Genomic DNA, 16,429 nt, shown 5'->3' with positions numbered 1-16,429 from the left:
CAGTGGAGCGGAGCCGGGCGTCGCGAGGTGGGGGTGAGGACGTGGCGGACAGTCCCCCGGGCAGCCCGGTGGTGCACGGTTTCCCGCATCTGGACACCGTCCGCTCCGCGATCACCGCGCTCTACCGCCGCCTCTCGTACGACGGCGTGCACCGCTTCGCCCCGAGTCTCGCCCCGGCCGACGCGGCGTTCGCGGACGCGGACGATCTGCACCTCGGTGCGCAGCGGGTGGCGCGGGCGATGGTGCAGCATCTGCGGCTGCCGGACGCGCGGATGATCGTGGCGTTCCGTGCGATGGAGCATGCGGGAAGCGTCGAACTCGCGGCGGGGCCGGAGTACTTCATCGAGCTGAACGACCGCTTCCGCACCCATCGCCGGGACATCGGCGCCGCGCTGTCGCACGAGGTCATGCATGTGCTGCTGCACCGCCTCGGCCTGGAGTTCCCGGGGACCCGGGACAACGAGATCCTCACCGACACCGCGGCGGCGTACCTGGGGGCCGGCTGGCTGCTGCTGGACGCGTTCCGGGAGGACGCCACGTCCAGCCAGAAGCTCGGCTACCTCACTCCGGAGGAGTTCGGGTACGTGCTGGCCAAGCGGGCGCTCGCCTTCGACGAGGATCCCTCGCCCTGGTTCACCAGCCCGCAGGCGTACACCGCGTACACCAAGGGCCGGGCGCAGGCCCTGCGCGAGAGTGCGCAGCCGCCGCTGACGGCCGCGGGCTGGGCGGGCCGGCGCCGGTACGCCAGGGACCGGCGGTACGCCCAGGACCATCCCGGTGCGGTGCCGGCCCCGGGCCCAGGGGTTCCGTACGCCTTCGAGGCGGGCGGGGACGGCCTGCGGGTCGCGTTCGCGTGCCCGACCTGCCATCAGCGCAACAGGGTTCCGGTCCGCGGCCGGGTGCGGGCGCGGTGCGCGCTGTGCCGGACGGTGCTGGACTGCACCACCTGAGAAGGCCCCCCGCTCCGGGCAAGTCGCCTTGCCGTGCGGCGTATTACAGTCGAAATGTGACAGAAGATCCGATGACGGCAGCGGCGGGCGGACACCGCCTGCTCGAGGCGTTGTACGAGGGCGACAACGCCGTCGTACGGCTGCTCCGTGCCGGTGTGTCCGCGGAGTCGGCCGACGAGGACGGTGCGAGCGCGCTCTATCTGGCGGCGGTGTCGGACCGGCCGGGGGCGGTGCGGCTGCTCCTCGCGGCGGGCGCCGACCCCGACCGGGCCTGTGGTCCCGACTCGGGTGACCTGCCGCTGTGCGGGGCGGCGTGCGGCGGGCACACGGAGGTGGCCGAGGCTCTGCTGGCGGCCGGGGCGCGGCCGGATCTGCGGGAGCAGTTCGGGTTCACGGCGCTTCGGTGGGCGGTGGGGCTCGGCCACGCACGGACCGCCGAGGTGCTGCTGGCGTACGGCGCCGATCCTTGCCTGCCGGGCCCCGAGGGCGAATCGCCCCTGCTGCTCGCGGCCCGGCGGGGCTCCCTGCCGACGGTCCGCGCGCTGCTGGGACATGGCGCGGGAGCGGTGCAGGGCGCGGTCGAGGAGGCGCTCGACGAGGCGAGGCGCATGCTGGACACCGACCTGGAGCAGGAGATGCGGGCGGGCCTGCGGGAGTTGTACGGGGACGCGTACGAGGTGGCGGTGCGCCGGACCGCGGCCGACGGCGGTCAGACGCTGACCGTCGAACTCGTCCGCGACGGCCGGCCGGCCGCGGGCCGGGACCAGCAGACGGGGCACGGTGCGATCGCCACGGTCCTGGAGGCGGAGCTGGGTGTGCTCGCGTCCTTCGAGGAACTGGCGCGTCGGGCGCTGCGGTCCGGGGGCCCGGGGCTGGACAACTGGCAGGCGTCGGCGGAGGCGTTGTGCGAGCGCGGCGACGAGGAGACCCGTCAGGCGGCGGCCGCGTGGTGTGCGGCGGACGACCCGTTGCTGCGGGCCTTCGGCGCGGAGGTGCTGGCGCGGCTGGGGGCCGGTGAGCCGAGCCCGCCCAGGCGGTAGGGACAGCCCGTCCGGCGTGCGAGGACGGAAGCGGTGCTGCGGGCGAACCCGGCAGCCGCTCCGTCCTCGAACTCCGGACGGGCTGAACTGTGACCTGCTACGCCGCGCGGCGGCCCCGCGCGGGCGCGCCACCGCGGCCGGAACCGCCGGAGCGGCCCGTGCCACCGGCGGAACCGCCGGAGCGGCCTGCGCCACCGGAACCACCGGCGCGACCGGCACCGCCGGAGCGGCCCGCACCACCCGTGCCACCGGCACCGCCGGCGCGACCCGCGCCGCCCGTACCGCTGCCCCCGGCAGCACCCGCGCCGCCGGCGCCACCGCGCCGGCCCCGGCCACGGCTGCCCGAACGGAACCCGCCGCCGGTGCCGGTGCCCGTACCGGTGCCGCCGGACCGCGTGCGCGGCTTCGGCGGGGTCGGCTGCGGGACCTCGATCACGATCGCGATACCGGACGGTTCACGCGCCCCGGTGATCCGGGTGAGCTCCTCGTCGCTGGACCTGATGCGCGTGGTGCGGGGAGCGATGCCCGCGTCCTGCATCAGCCGGGTCATCTCCCGCTTCTCCTCGGGCAGCACCAGCGTGACGACGCTGCCGGACTCGCCGGCGCGCGCCGTGCGTCCACCGCGGTGGAGGTAGTCCTTGTGGTCGGTGGGCGGGTCCACGTTGACGACCAGGTCGAGGTCGTCGACATGGATGCCGCGGGCCGCCACGTTCGTCGCGACCAGCACGGTGACCTCACCGGTCTTGAACTGGTCCAGGGTCCGGTTGCGCTGCGGCTGGGAACGCCCGCCGTGCAGCGCGGAGGCCCGTACGCCGCTGGCGAGCAGCCGCTTGGCGAAGCGGTCGGCGGCGCGCTTGGTGTCGACGAACATGATCACGCGGCCCTCGCGGGCGGCGATCTTCGTGGCGACGGCCTTCTTGTCGGTCTCGTCGAGCACGTGGAGCACGTGGTGCTCCATCGTGGTGACGGCACCGGCGGACGGGTCGACCGAGTGCACGACGGGGTCGGTCAGGAACATCTTGACCAGCCGGTCGATGTTCTTGTCCAGGGTCGCGGAGAACAGCATCCGCTGTCCGCCTTCCTCGACCTGCTTGAGCAGGGCGACGACCTGCGGCATGAAGCCCATGTCGGCCATCTGGTCGGCCTCGTCGAGGACGGTGATGGCGACGTCGTCCAGGCGGCAGTCGCCGCGCTCGATGAGGTCCTTGAGCCGGCCGGGCGTGGCGACGAGCACTTCGGCGCCGCGGCGCAGCGTGCCGGACTGCTTGCTGATCGACATGCCGCCCACGACGGTGGCCATCCGCAGGTTGACGGCGGTGGCGTACGGCGTGAGCGCGTCGGTGACCTGCTGGGCGAGCTCGCGGGTCGGGACGAGGACGAGCGCCAGCGGCGCCTTCGGCTCGGAGCGGCGCCCGGCGGTGCGGGCGAGCAGCGCGAGGCCGAACGCGAGGGTCTTGCCGGAGCCGGTGCGGCCGCGGCCGAGGATGTCCCGGCCCGCCAGCGAGTTCGGCAGGGTGGCGCCCTGGATCGGGAACGGGTCGGTGACGCCCTGCGCGGCAAGGGTTTTCAGCAGGGCGGCGGGCATGTCCAGCTCGGCGAACGCCTCGACGGCGGGCAGTGCGGGGGTCATGGTTTCGGGCAGGGCGAACTCACCCTGCGGCGGCGTGGCCCTGCGACGGGGCGACGCCTTGCCGGATCCCTTGCCGGAACCCTGTGCGGTTGCCTTTGCCTGGGCCGTGCCACGCCCCCTCGACGGGCGATTGCGGGCGGGACGGTCCTGACGTTCGGAGCGGGTCATACGGAATTGCCCTCCTGGGGGATTCCTGGGAACTACGTGGGACTGCTGGGGATTTCTGGAGCGTTCCGGGGGCTGCGTGGACGTGCGGTCATGCCGCCGTACGCGGCGCGCGGAGCGCTCGGGACTCCCGGGGTGCTTCGTCGCACCCGGTGCGGGGCGCCGGTCGGCGCCCGTCTTTGCGCTACTTCCCAGGGACAGCACAAGCCGGGACCCGCACCTTCACGGTGCGGGCCCCGGCTGCGAGGTACGCGTCCGGCAATTAGGCCGGGACGATGTTCTCCGCCTGCGGGCCCTTCTGGCCCTGCGTGACGTCGAAGGAGACCTTCTGGCCCTCCTGGAGCTCACGGAAGCCCTGGGTGGCGATGTTGGAGTAGTGGGCGAAGACGTCGGCGCCGCCGCCGTCCTGCTCGATGAAGCCGAAGCCCTTTTCCGAGTTGAACCACTTCACGGTTCCAGTAGCCATGTCATTCTCCTAAAACAGGTGCAGTGCCGGAAATCCGCACTTTACGAATTCCAAGTCGCCGCATTGAGCCCCACCCGGAGAAAGCCGGAAAACAATAAAGCGCCTGAGGAAGCATTCCCGTCAGGCGCACATAAAGTTCATGGGTACCAAAACTGCAACCGGACCACCGTAGCACGATCTGCCGACCAGCGGTGGGACGCGCCGCGCCGCCGGCCGGCGGATTTCCGGGAGATCCCTTGGGGCGTCCGGCCGGAAGGCCTTTCGAAACTGTTCGAACCCGCCCCGCGAACTGTCTCCCGGCCGGTATCAGTGACGCAGCGCGATGCCGTCCAGGACCATCGAGAGGTACTGACGGGCGATCTCCTCCGGACTGTGCTGTCCGCCCGGCCGGTACCAGGACGCGGCGACCCAGACGGTGTCGCGGACGAACCGGTAGGTGAGACGGATGTCGAGGTCGTCCCGGAAGCTCCGGTCGGCGACGCCCCGCTCCAGGGTGCCGAGCCAGGCCTTCTCGAACCTCTCCTGGGACTCGACGAGGTACTGGAACCGGGGCTGGGCCGCCAGGTGCCGGGCCTCCTTCTGGTAGATGGCGACGGCGGCACGGTGCCGGTCGATCTCGCGGAAGGATTCGGTGACGAGCGCCTCGATGGTCTCCCTGGGGCCGAGCCCCGCGTCGAGAACGGCGTCGTACCCCTCCCACAGCTCGTTCAGGAACGTGGAGAGGATCTCGTCGAGCATCGATTCCTTGGAATCGAAGTGGTAGTAGAGGCTGCCCGCGAGCATGCCGGCCGCGTCCGCGATCCTGCGGACGGTCGTGGCGTTGTATCCCTGGGCGGCGAACACCTCGGCGGCGGTGGCGAGCAGTTCGTCACGGCGCTCGGGCGAGGGAGTCACCTGGGGCTTCTTCTTGGTAGGCACCCGCCCATTCTCCGCCCGGCGGCCGCCGCCCCGGACGGGCCCCGTCCCCGCCGCCGTCAGGACGCCGCGGCCGCCGGGGCGTCGTCGTTGCCCCGGCGGATCGTGTGCAGCGGCCGGCCGGGGCGCCAGACCTGGACGACCAGGGTGTCCCCGCCCTCGATCCCGGTGCGTACGACCTCGGTGAGCTCCACCCGGAAGAGGTGGAAGGGCTCCGGCGGTTTCACCTCGTCGACGAAGCGGGCGAGCAGGTCCGGGTCGGCCACCTCCACCGCGCGTCCCGAGATCCGTACGTCCCCGTCGGCCATCTCGGCGTCGGGGCCCGGGTTGGCCTGCACGGCGAAGCGGGGATCGCGGCGCAGGTCGAGCGCCTTGCGCGAGTTCGGCATCATGCCGAGGAGCGGCTCGTCCAGCCGGAAGTCCACTTCGAGGCCGGTCACACGGGGCGAACCGTCCTTGCGGACGGTCGCCAGGACGTGGTGCTTGTACTGCTCGAAACGCCGGCGCACGGTGGCGGCGAAGTCCGGTTCGGCGGCCTGGAAGTCCGCCCAGTTCGATGAGGTCATGGCTCCATCGAACCCGGGAATCCCGACATCCTCTGTCTGGTTTCCCCAAGCACGGTGAGGGACCACCCGGACGGATGCCGCGGCGGCCCCCGCATGGTGTGCTGGAAGGGGTGGAAGCCGCCGTCCGGACGGCAGGGAGGGCCGCTCCCTGCGAGGTGGGTTCAGATGGCGATCTTCATGAAGGCGTCGCTGCCGGGCATGACGACGGACCAGTACGACGCGCTCGACGCGGAACTGCGGTCACTGCCCGGCGACACGTTCGCGGGCTGCCTCTCGCACGTCTGCGTGACCACGGACGCGGGCATCGAGGTGTACGACCTCTGGGAGTCCCGCGAGGCCATGGACAGGTTCGGCGCGGTGATGATGCCCGTCGCCGAGAAGCAGGGACTGCCCGCCTCCGGTGAGCGCCCCGCGGTCTGCGAGGTGCACCGCTACTGGGTGCCGGGCTCGTAACCCGACACGGTCACCAGCGCCGCGTCCCCCTGGGTCCGCAGCACGCACGACGCCCTGCTCCGCAGCAGCACCGCGTCGTAGCGGCCGAGCCGTACGTCCGTACCGTCGATGACGGCACCGTCCTCCAGCGCCACGGCCAGCACCGCCCCGCCCTCCGGAGCCATCAGCCGGAGGGTGCCGCGCACCACCGCCGTCTCGGCGCGGACCCGGTCCCTGCGGTACATCACGTTGAGGTTCACGACCGGGCCCGCCAGCAGCCGGCCGTCCGTGTCCACGTCTCCCGGGAAGTCGTGGGGCCAGTACGGCTCGTCGACGATGTGGTGCTCACCGTCCACCATCAGGTCCATCCCGGCCCCCTCGACCACCGTCAGGGTCCGGTCGACCCCCGGGAACACGGAGAACGGCCCGTCCGCGGCCACGTCCGCCAGACTGACCCGCCAGTCGAAGGAAGCGGTGGTGGCGTCCTGGGACGCGGCGATCTCGCGGGTGGTGCCCCCGCCGTTCCGCCACGCCACAGGCGCGCGGCCGGCCGCGCGCAGGATCCGGAACGCCTCGGCGGTCATCAGGGGGCTCCGATCATCGGCGGTGAGGAACCCCGAGCCTAGACCCCTGCCCCGGATTCGCTATCTTGATCGCCGCCGCCCCCACCGGCCTCTGTTCGCCCCCGATGAAGGAGCCGGCCATGGAGGCCGCCGTCACCACGTGCTACCGCCATCCCTCGTACGAGACGCATGTGAGCTGCACCCGCTGCGAGCGCTTCATCTGCCCCGACTGCATGCGCGAGGCGGCCGTCGGCCATCACTGCGCGGAGTGCGTGAAGGAGGGGCGGCGTTCGGTGCGGCAGGCGCGGACGGTGTTCGGCGGTGCGGTGACCCGCAACGCGGTGCCGCTCGTCACGTATGTGCTGATGGGCCTCAACGTCCTGGTGTACCTGGGCGAGCTGGTCCGTCCCGGGATCGTCGACCGGTTCGCGATGACGGGCGCCGGGCTGACCGGCCCGGACGGCGGCCAGTACGTCTACGTGGACGGGGGGTTCTCCGGCTTCGACGTGATCGGCGTGGTGGACGGTGAGTGGTACCGGCTGCTGACCGGGGCCTTCCTGCACCTGCCGCCGGAGGGGTCCACGCCCGGTTCGCTGCCGTTCGGGGTGCTGCACATCCTCTTCAACATATACGCGCTGTGGAACCTGGGCCGGGTCGTCGAGGAGCAGCTGGGCCGGGTCCGGTATCTCGCGCTGTATCTGCTGTCCGCGCTGGGCGGTTCGGTGCTGGTCTACCTGATCGCGCCGCTCGACTCCGTGGTGGGCGCCTCGGGGGCGGTCTTCGGTCTCGCGGCGTCGTTCTACGTCATCAACCGGCGCCTGGGCCGGGACATGCGGGAGGTGAACCGGTTCCTCGCCGGGTTCCTGGCCTGGATGGTCATCTCGGCGTTCTTCACCTCGTGGGAGGGGCATCTGGGCGGACTGCTGACCGGTGGGGTCGTCACGGTCGTCTACGCGTACGCCCCGGCGCAACGCCGTACGCCGGTGCAGGCGGCCGGGTGTGTGGTGCTGTTCGCCGTGCTGGTGCTGCTGGTGGTCCTCAAGAGCTCGGCGCTGACCGGCTGAGCGGCGCCGGGTGCCCGGTCTGACACGATGCCCGCATGCGGAATGATCACTCCGCGCCGGGGACCACGCGTCCCGGTGCGGTCTCCCTGATGCGACGGCTGCATCCTCTGGACTGGCTGGCGGGCGGCCTGCTCGTCCTGGGGCTGGCCGCCGCGGCGACCGGGCTGCTGCCCGCCGGGCCGGCGGCCGACCAGATGCGGCGTATCGGGCCGCTGCTGGCGTTCCTGGCCACCGTCATCGTGCTGGCGGAGCTGGCGGGCCGGGCGCAGGTCTTCGATGTGGTGGCGGCCTGGGTGGCGCGGGCGGGCCGGGGCCGTTATCCGTTGCTCTTCGGGCTGTGTGTGGCCTTCGCCTCGCTGACCACGATCACCCTGAACCTGGACACGACCGCCGTCCTGCTCACCCCCGTGATGCTGGCGCTCGGTACCCGGGTGGGCATCGCGGCCCTGCCGTTGGCGATGACGACGGTGTGGCTGGCCAACACGGCGAGTCTGCTGCTGCCGGTGTCGAACCTGACCAACCTGCTGGCGGCGGACCGGGTGGCGCTGTCACCGGCCGGTCTGGCCGCCGTGATGTGGCTGCCCCAGCTGGCCGCGATCGGTGTGACGGCGCTGTGTCTGTGGGTGTTCTACTGGCGCCGTGGCCGTCGTGGCGCGGACCGCTACGTCCCGCCGGCCGTGCCGGTGCCCGGTGATCCGGTGCTGCTGAGGATCTGCGCGGTGGCGTGCGGCGGTTTCCTGCTGGCGATCCTGCTGCTGGACGTTCCGCTGTGGTGCGCCTCGCTGGTCGCGATGGTGGTCGTGGTGGCGGCCTACGCGGCGCGGCGCCGCCAGGAGCTGCGGCTCTCGCTGGTCCCGTGGCGGCTGCTGGTGCTGGTGCCCGGGATGTTCCTGGTCGTGGAGACGGTCGGCGCGCACGGGCTGCACGAGCTGCTGGTGCGGGCGCTCGGCTCGGACGACGGCTTCGTCGGCATGCTGCGGTCGGCCGGGGTGGGTGCGGGGCTGTCGAACGTGCTGAACAACCTGCCGGCCTACGTGGCGGGCGAGGCGGTGATCCCCGCGGACAACCACCACCAGCTGCTCGCCCTGCTGATCGGGGTCAACGCGGGGTCCGTCGTCACACCGTGGGGTTCGCTGGCGACGCTGCTGTGGTTCGAGCGGTGCCGCTGGCAGGGGACACAGATCGATGTGCGGCGCTTCGTCCTGACCGGTCTGGTGCTGTCGGTGACGGCGGTGTCCGCCGCCACCTGCGCGCTGGCCCTGGTCACCTGAGGAGCGGGGCGGCGACCTGCCCCGGGATGCGCCACGGCGCCTGCCGAATCGTCCGGTCGGGGACGGGCAGGCGCCGCGTTCAGTTCCGTACGCCGTTGTACGGGACGTCTGTGTGCCGTGATCAGACCATCAGGGAACGGTCCGTCGGGCGGATCGGGGCCGGCAGTGCGCTGGCTCCGGTCAGGAAGCGGTCCACGCCGCGTGCCGCGGAGCGGCCCTCGGCGATGGCCCACACGATGAGGGACTGGCCGCGGCCGGCGTCTCCGGCGACGAACACGCCGTCGACGTTGGTGGCGTAGTCGTCGTCACGGGCGACGTTGCCCCGTGCGTCGAGCTCCAGACCGAACTGCTGGACCAGGCCGTTGGCCTGGTCCGTGCCGGTGAAGCCCATCGCGAGGGTGACCAGCTGTGCCGGGATCTGCCGCTCGGTGCCGGGCTTCTGCTCCAGCTTACCGTCCTTGAACTCCACCTCGACGAGGTGGAGGGCAGCCACGTTGCCGTCCTCGTCGCCCTCGAAGTGGGTGGTCGAGACGGAGTAGACCCGCTCGCCGCCCTCCTCGTGCGCGGAGGTGACCTTGTAGAGCATGGGGAAGGTCGGCCAGGGCTGGTTGGCGTTCCGCTCCTCGCCCGGCTGCGGCATGATCTCCAGCTGGGTGACGGAGAGCGCGCCCTGGCGGTGGGCGGTGCCGACGCAGTCGGCCCCGGTGTCGCCGCCGCCGATGACGACGACGTGCTTGCCCTCGGCGGTGATCGGGGAGACCGTCAGGTCGCCCTCCTGCACCTTGTTGGCGAGCGGCAGGTACTCCATCGCGAAGTGCACGCCGTTCAGCTCACGGCCCGGGACGGGCAGATCGCGGGAGACGGTGGCGCCGGCGGCGATGACGACGGCGTCGTAGCGGCGCCGCAGCTTCGCGGCGTCGATGTCCTTGCCGACCTCGATCTCGGTGCGGAACTTGGTGCCCTCCGTGCGCATCTGCTCGATGCGGCGGTTGATGTGCGACTTCTCCATCTTGAACTCGGGGATGCCGTACCGGAGGAGTCCTCCGATGCGGTCCGCGCGCTCGTAGACGGCGACGGTGTGGCCGGCCCGGGTCAGCTGCTGGGCGGCGGCGAGTCCGGCCGGGCCGGAGCCGATGACGGCCACGGTCTTGCCGGAGAGACGCTCGGGCGGCTGCGGGGTGACGTCGCCGCGGTCCCACGCCTGGTCGATGATCGAGACTTCGACGTTCTTGATGGTGACGGCCGGCTGGTTGATGCCGAGCACGCACGCCGACTCGCAGGGGGCCGGGCAGAGCCGCCCGGTGAACTCCGGGAAGTTGTTCGTGGCGTGCAGGCGCTCGGACGCGGCGGTCCAGTCCTCGCGGTAGGCGTAGTCGTTCCACTCGGGGATGAGGTTTCCGAGCGGGCAGCCGTTGTGGCAGAACGGGATGCCGCAGTCCATGCAGCGGCCGGCCTGCTTGCTGATGATCGGGAGCAGCGAGCCCGGAACGTAGACCTCGTTCCAGTCCTTGACGCGCTCGCCGACGGGGCGGGTCTGGGCGACCTCGCGTCCGGTGGTCAGGAAGCCCTTGGGGTCAGCCATGGGTCGCCGCCTCCATCATCTTCTCGGTGGTCTCCTGCTCGGAGAGACCGGCGAGCTCAGCGGCGTCCTTGGCGGCGAGCACTGCCTTGTAGGTGGACGGGATGATCTTGCTGAACCGGGCCACCGCGGTGTCCCAGTCGGCCAGCAGCTTCTCGGCGACCGTGGATCCGGTCTCCTCCTGGTGGCGGCGCACGACGTCGTGCAGCCACTGTCCGTCGGTGTCGGAGAGTTCCTCGACGGCGCCGAGGTTCCCGACGTTGACGTGGTCGCGGTTCAGGTCGATGACGTACGCGACACCGCCCGACATGCCGGCCGCGAAGTTGCGTCCGGTCTCGCCGAGGACGACGGCGTGTCCGCCGGTCATGTACTCGCAGCCGTGGTCGCCCACGCCTTCCGAGACGACCGTGGCGCCGGAGTTGCGGACGCAGAACCGTTCACCGGTGCGGCCGCGCAGGAACAGTTCGCCGCCGGTGGCACCGTAGGCGATGGTGTTGCCCGCGATGGTGGAGTACTCGGCGAGGTGGTCGGCGCCGCGGTCCGGACGGACGACGACGCGGCCGCCGGAGAGGCCCTTGCCGACGTAGTCGTTGGCGTCGCCCTCCAGGCGCAGCGTGACACCGCTGGGCAGGAAGGCGCCGAAGGACTGGCCCGCGGAGCCGGTGAAGGTGATGTCGACGGTGTCCTCGGGCAGGCCCGCGCCGCCGAACTTCTTCGTGACCTCGTGACCGAGCATCGTGCCGACGGTCCGGTTGATGTTGCGGATCGCGACCTGCGCGCGGACCGGCAGGGCGGACTCGGCGCTGTCGGCGTTCAGGGCGTCGGAGGCGAGCTTGATGAGCTCGTTGTCGAGGGCCTTGGCGAGCCCGTGGTCCTGCTCGGCGATCTGGTGGCGGACGGCGCCCTCGGCCAGCTCGGGGACGTGGAACAGCGGGGCGAGGTCGAGGCCCTGGGCCTTCCAGTGCGTGATCGCACGGTCGGTGTCCAGCAGCTCGGCGTGGCCGACGGCCTCTTCGATCGTACGGAAGCCGAGCTCGGCGAGGATCTCGCGGACTTCCTGGGCGATGAACTCGAAGAAGTTGACGATGTACTCGGCCTTGCCGGAGAAGCGGTCGCGCAGGACCGGGTTCTGGGTGGCGATGCCGACCGGGCACGTGTCGAGGTGGCAGACGCGCATCATGACGCAGCCGGAGACGACGAGCGGCGCGGTCGCGAAACCGAACTCCTCGGCGCCCAGCAGCGCGGCGATGACGACGTCGCGGCCGGTCTTGAGCTGGCCGTCGGTCTGCACGACGATGCGGTCGCGCAGGCCGTTGAGCAGCAGCGTCTGCTGGGTCTCGGCGAGGCCGAGCTCCCAGGGGCCGCCCGCGTGCTTCAGGGAGGTGAGCGGGGAGGCGCCCGTTCCGCCGTCGTGGCCGGAGATGAGGACGACGTCCGCGTGCGCCTTGGAGACACCGGCGGCGACCGTGCCGACACCGACCTCGGAGACCAGCTTCACGTGGATGCGGGCCGCCGGGTTGGCGTTCTTGAGGTCGTGGATCAGCTGAGCCAGGTCCTCGATGGAGTAGATGTCGTGGTGCGGCGGCGGCGAGATCAGACCGACGCCCGGGGTGGAGTGCCGGGTCTTGGCGACCCACGGGTAGACCTTGTGGCCGGGCAGCTGGCCGCCCTCGCCGGGCTTGGCGCCCTGCGCCATCTTGATCTGGATGTCGTCCGCGTTGACCAGGTACTCGCTGGTGACACCGAAGCGGCCGGAGGCGACCTGCTTGATGGACGAGCGGCGGGCCGGGTCGTAGAGCCGGTCCGCGTCCTCGCCGCCCTCACCGGTGTTGGACTTGCCGCCCAGCTGGTTCATGGCGATGGCGAGGGTCTCGTGCGCCTCGCGGGAGATCGAGCCGTACGACATGGCGCCGGTGGAGAAGCGCTTGACGATGTCGGCCACGGACTCGACCTCGTCGATGTCGATGGCCTCGCGGTCCGGGGCGAAGCCGAAGAGTCCGCGGAGCGTCATCAGGCGCTCGGACTGCTCGTTCACCCGGTCCGTGTACTTCTTGAAGATGTCGTACCGGCGGTTGCGGGTGGCGTGCTGGAGGCGGAAGACCGTCTCCGGGTCGAACAGGTGCGGCTCGCCCTCGCGGCGCCACTGGTACTCGCCGCCGATCTCCAGCGCGCGGTGCGAGGCGGAGATGCCGGAGGCGGGGTAGCCCTTGGCGTGCCGGGCGGCGACCTCCTTGGCGACGACGTCGAGTCCGGCGCCGCCGATCTTGGTGGCGGTGCCGTTGAAGTACTGCGCGACGAAGTCCTCGTTGAGGCCGACGGCCTCGAAGACCTGGGCGCCGCGGTAGGAGGCGACGGTGGAGATGCCCATCTTGGACATGACCTTGAGGACGCCCTTGCCCAGCGCGTAGATGAGGTTGCGGATGGCCTGTTCGGCCTCGATGCCCTCGATGAACGTGCCGGCCCGGACGAGGTCCTCGACGGACTCCATGGCCAGGTAGGGGTTGACGGCGGCCGCGCCGTAGCCGATCAGCAGCGCGACGTGGTGGACCTCGCGGACGTCACCGGCCTCGACCAGCAGGCCCACCTGGGTGCGCTGCTTGGTGCGGATGAGGTGGTGGTGGACGGCGGAGGTGAGCAGGAGCGACGGGATCGGCGCGTGCTCGGCGTCGGAGTGCCGGTCGGACAGGACGATCAGGCGGGCGCCGTCCTCGATGGCGGCGTCGACCTCCGTGCAGATCTCCTCGATCCGCGCGGCCAGCGCCTCGCCGCCGCCGCTCACGCGGTAGAGGCCGGAAAGCGTCGCGGCCTTCATGCCCGGCATGTCGCCGTCGGCGTTGATGTGTATGAGCTTGGCCAGCTCGTCGTTGTCGATCACCGGGAAGGGCAGCGTGACGCTGCGGCAGGACGCGGCGGTCGGCTCCAGCAGGTTGCCGGCGGGGCCCAGCGAGGAGCGCAGCGAGGTGACGAGCTCCTCGCGGATGGCGTCCAGCGGCGGGTTGGTGACCTGCGCGAACAGCTGGGTGAAGTAGTCGAACAGCAGCCGGGGGCGCGCGGAGAGCGCGGCGATGGGCGAGTCGGTGCCCATCGAGCCGAGCGGCTCGCCGGCGGTGCGGGCCATCGGCGCGAGGATGACGCGGAGCTCTTCCTCGGTGTAGCCGAAGGTCTGCTGGCGGCGGGTGACGGAGGCGTGCGTGTGGACGATGTGCTCCCGCTCGGGGAGGTCCTCCAGCTCGATCTCGCCGGTTTCCAGCCATTCCTGGTACGGGTTCTCGGCGGCGAGGGACGCCTTGATCTCGTCGTCCTCGACGATGCGGCGCTCGGCGGTGTCGACGAGGAACATCTTGCCCGGCTGGAGGCGGCCCTTGCGGACGACCTTGGCGGGGTCGATGTCCAGGACGCCGACCTCGGAGGAGAGCACGACGAGGCCGTCGTCGGTGACCCAGTAGCGGCCGGGGCGCAGGCCGTTGCGGTCGAGGACCGCGCCGACCTGGGTGCCGTCGGTGAAGGTGACGCAGGCCGGGCCGTCCCAGGGCTCCATCATCGTGGAGTGGTACTGGTAGAAGGCACGCCGGGCCGGGTCCATGGAGGCGTGGTTCTCCCACGCCTCGGGGACCATCATCAGGACCGAGTGCGGCAGCGAACGGCCGCCGAGGTGGAGCAGCTCCAGGACCTCGTCGAAGGAGGCCGAGTCGGAGGCGTCCGGGGTGCAGACGGGGAAGATCCGGTCGAGCTGCGCCTCGCCGAAGAGACTGGAGGCGAGCTGGGACTCGCGGGCCTTCATCCAGTTGCGGTTGCCCTTGACCGTGTTGATCTCGCCGTTGTGCGCGACGAAGCGGTACGGGTGGGCGAGCGGCCAGCTCGGGAAGGTGTTGGTGGAGAAGCGGGAGTGGACCAGCGCGACCGTCGTGGCGAAACGGCGGTCGGAGAGGTCCGGGAAGAACGGCTCCAGCTGCCCGGTGGTGAGCATCCCCTTGTAGACGATCGTGCGGGCGGAGAGCGACGGGAAGTAGACCCCGGTCTCACGCTCGGCGCGCTTGCGCAGCACGAAGGCCTTGCGGTCCAGGACGATGCCGGTGCTCTCGCCGTCCGCGACGAAGAGCTGGCGGAACTCGGGCATGGTGGCGCGGGCGCCGTTGCCGAGGATGCCGGGGGTGACCGGGACCTCGCGCCAGCCGAGGACCTTGAGGCCTTCTTCGGCGGCGATCTTCTCGAGCTTGCGGACGGCCTCGGTGGAGTCGTCCGCGGGCAGGAAGGCGATGCCGACGGCGTAGGCGCCGGCCTCGGGGAGCTCGAAGGGGACCTCTTCACGGAGGAAGGCGTCCGGGACCTGGAGCAGGATTCCGGCACCGTCACCGGAGTCGGGCTCGGATCCGGTGGCTCCGCGGTGTTCGAGGTTGCGCAGTACGGTCAGCGCCTGCTCGACCAGCTCGTGGCCGGCCACACCGGTCAGAGTGGCTACGAACCCCACGCCACAGGCGTCGTGCTCGTTGCGGGGGTCGTACATCCCCTGCTGGGCGGGGCGACCGTCCATGGGCGACCAGGCGTCGGTGCGCATCGGCTCTCCCGTCGTCGTCGTGGCATTTGCGGTGCCGAGGGACGACGTTGGCCCTCTGCGAAATTTCGTGCAGATTACATGATGGGACGCTTCTCAAAAAGCGGATAGCTCGTTCCAACATACGGACACCGCCGTGACGGTGGAGGGGGTCGCAGTCGGAGGATCGGCGCCCGGGAGACCGCAGAGAGCAGGCGTCGTTGCCTGCGGTGTCTACGGCTCATGCCCGGCGGCAAAGGAAACGAAACCGCCGGGTAACGACTACTTATGTGTAGCCCTGCATAGAGACTCATTTTACGTCGCGTACGACTGATCCGCCCAGTGGCGGTGGTCAGGACGTACGTCACACACATGGCGCACGCGTGACGGCCGCGCACACGGGCGGTGTGCGCGGCCGCAAGGGACCGGATGCGGGGCTCAGCCCCCGACGGCCACCCCGAACAGGGCGCCCAGGCCGTAGGTGATCGCGGCGGCGGCACCGCCGAGCGCCAGCTGACGCAGTCCGCTGAACCACCAGCTGCGGGCCGTGACCCGGGCGACCACCGCACCGCAGCCGAAGAGCCCGGCCAGGGCGAGCAGAACGGCGGGCCACATCGCGTCCGCGCCGAGCAGATACGGCAGCACGGGCAGCAGGGCGCCCAGCGCGAAGGCGCCGAACGAGGACACGGCGGCGACCAGGGGCGACGGCAGGTCGCCCGGATCGATGCCGAGCTCCTCGCGGGCGTGGATCTCCAGGGCCTGCTCCGGGTCGCGCGACAGCTGCCGGGCGACCTCGCGGGCCAGAGCGGCCTCGACCCCGCGGGACTCGTAGAGCGCGGCGAGCTCCCGCTCCTCGTCCTTGGGGTGCTTGCGCAGCTCCCGCCGCTCGACGTCGAGCTCGGCCTCGACGAGCTCGCGCTGCGAGGCGACGGAGGTGTACTCACCGGCCGCCATGGAGAAGGCGCCCGCGGCCAGACCGGCCAGGCCGGTGATCACGATCGTGCGGTGCGAGACCGCGCCGCCCGCGACACCGGTCATCAGGGCGAGGTTCGAGACGAGGCCGTCCATCGCACCGAACACCGCAGGACGCAGCCATCCGCCGTTGACATCGCGGTGGGTGTGGTTGTCCCGGTGCGCCTCGTGCAGTACGGCGTCGGTCTCGATGATGGACACGGCTCTCCCCTTCTCCGGCAGCGGATTTCGTACGCTCCGCCCGCTCGACACCCTCGAAAGTACGCACGAAAAATGGCTCCCGCC

General features: G+C 71.3%; 13 protein-coding genes. 5 read left to right on the top strand and 8 right to left on the bottom strand.

Annotated features, from left to right (window positions below; translation table 11 throughout):
- The first annotated feature begins 41 nt into the window (after positions 1–41).
- Positions 42–950, top strand: a complete 909-nt coding sequence (locus tag ACIQMX_RS22140) for a hypothetical protein (protein ID WP_363070544.1) — start codon at positions 42–44, stop codon at positions 948–950.
- 56 nt (positions 951–1,006) lie between these two features.
- The gene (locus ACIQMX_RS22135) at positions 1,007–1,990 is read left to right on the top strand and encodes an ankyrin repeat domain-containing protein (protein WP_363070542.1); all 984 of its coding nucleotides are present in this window, start codon (positions 1,007–1,009) and stop codon (positions 1,988–1,990) included.
- Positions 1,991–2,087: 97 nt separating this feature from the next.
- Here the strand turns inward: ACIQMX_RS22135 and ACIQMX_RS22130 are convergent, their stop codons facing one another.
- From ACIQMX_RS22130 to ACIQMX_RS22115, 4 genes are all read right to left on the bottom strand, one after another.
- Entirely contained in the window at positions 2,088–3,788 is a 1,701-nt protein-coding gene (locus ACIQMX_RS22130; protein WP_402480421.1) for a DEAD/DEAH box helicase, read from the bottom strand.
- A 259-nt stretch (positions 3,789–4,047) separates the two neighbouring features.
- On the bottom strand, positions 4,048–4,251 hold the full coding sequence (locus ACIQMX_RS22125; RefSeq protein WP_015607926.1) for a cold-shock protein: 204 nt from the start codon (positions 4,249–4,251) through the stop codon (positions 4,048–4,050).
- A 306-nt stretch (positions 4,252–4,557) separates the two neighbouring features.
- On the bottom strand, positions 4,558–5,169 hold the full coding sequence (locus ACIQMX_RS22120) for a TetR/AcrR family transcriptional regulator (RefSeq protein WP_402480418.1): 612 nt from the start codon (positions 5,167–5,169) through the stop codon (positions 4,558–4,560).
- Between the two features lie 56 nt (positions 5,170–5,225).
- On the bottom strand, positions 5,226–5,732 hold the full coding sequence (locus ACIQMX_RS22115; RefSeq protein ID WP_363070536.1) for a pyridoxamine 5'-phosphate oxidase family protein: 507 nt from the start codon (positions 5,730–5,732) through the stop codon (positions 5,226–5,228).
- A gap of 165 nt (positions 5,733–5,897) precedes the next feature.
- Between ACIQMX_RS22115 and ACIQMX_RS22110 the strand changes: the two genes are divergently transcribed.
- Entirely contained in the window at positions 5,898–6,185 is a 288-nt protein-coding gene (locus ACIQMX_RS22110; protein WP_402480415.1) for a hypothetical protein, read from the top strand.
- Here the strand turns inward: ACIQMX_RS22110 and ACIQMX_RS22105 are convergent.
- Entirely contained in the window at positions 6,164–6,748 is a 585-nt protein-coding gene (locus ACIQMX_RS22105) for a HutD family protein (RefSeq protein WP_402480412.1), read from the bottom strand. The two genes, ACIQMX_RS22110 and ACIQMX_RS22105, sit on opposite strands and share 22 nt — an antisense overlap.
- Before the next feature lie 119 nt (positions 6,749–6,867).
- Between ACIQMX_RS22105 and ACIQMX_RS22100 the strand changes: the two genes are divergently transcribed.
- Both ACIQMX_RS22100 and ACIQMX_RS22095 read left to right on the top strand, forming a co-directional pair.
- Positions 6,868–7,791 carry a rhomboid family intramembrane serine protease gene (locus ACIQMX_RS22100; RefSeq protein ID WP_402480409.1) on the top strand — a complete coding sequence of 308 codons (924 nt, stop codon included), beginning with the start codon at positions 6,868–6,870 and terminating at the stop codon, positions 7,789–7,791.
- A 35-nt stretch (positions 7,792–7,826) separates the two neighbouring features.
- On the top strand, positions 7,827–9,062 hold the full coding sequence (locus tag ACIQMX_RS22095) for an SLC13 family permease (RefSeq protein WP_402480406.1): 1,236 nt from the start codon (positions 7,827–7,829) through the stop codon (positions 9,060–9,062).
- A 121-nt stretch (positions 9,063–9,183) separates the two neighbouring features.
- Here ACIQMX_RS22095 and ACIQMX_RS22090 read toward each other — a convergent pair whose 3' ends face one another.
- The 3 genes from ACIQMX_RS22090 to ACIQMX_RS22080 form a co-directional block, all read right to left on the bottom strand.
- Positions 9,184–10,644 carry a glutamate synthase subunit beta gene (locus tag ACIQMX_RS22090; RefSeq protein WP_363070526.1) on the bottom strand — a complete coding sequence of 487 codons (1,461 nt, stop codon included), beginning with the start codon at positions 10,642–10,644 and terminating at the stop codon, positions 9,184–9,186.
- A complete protein-coding gene (gltB, locus tag ACIQMX_RS22085) occupies positions 10,637–15,196 on the bottom strand; it encodes a glutamate synthase large subunit (RefSeq protein ID WP_402480403.1) in 4,560 nt (1,519 codons plus the stop codon). Before gltB ends, ACIQMX_RS22090 begins: the two co-directional genes overlap by 8 nt.
- Positions 15,197–15,610: 414 nt before the next feature.
- Positions 15,611–16,345, bottom strand: a complete 735-nt coding sequence (locus ACIQMX_RS22080) for a VIT1/CCC1 transporter family protein (protein WP_363070522.1) — start codon at positions 16,343–16,345, stop codon at positions 15,611–15,613.
- Between the last annotated feature and the right edge of the window lie 84 nt (positions 16,346–16,429).

It is taken from the genome of Streptomyces sp. NPDC091416, assembly GCF_044756845.1.
Taxonomy (GTDB): Bacteria; Actinomycetota; Actinomycetes; order Streptomycetales; family Streptomycetaceae; genus Streptomyces.
The sequence above is the reverse complement of the archived record's forward strand: the minus strand, read 5'-3'. Positions and strand labels throughout refer to the sequence as shown.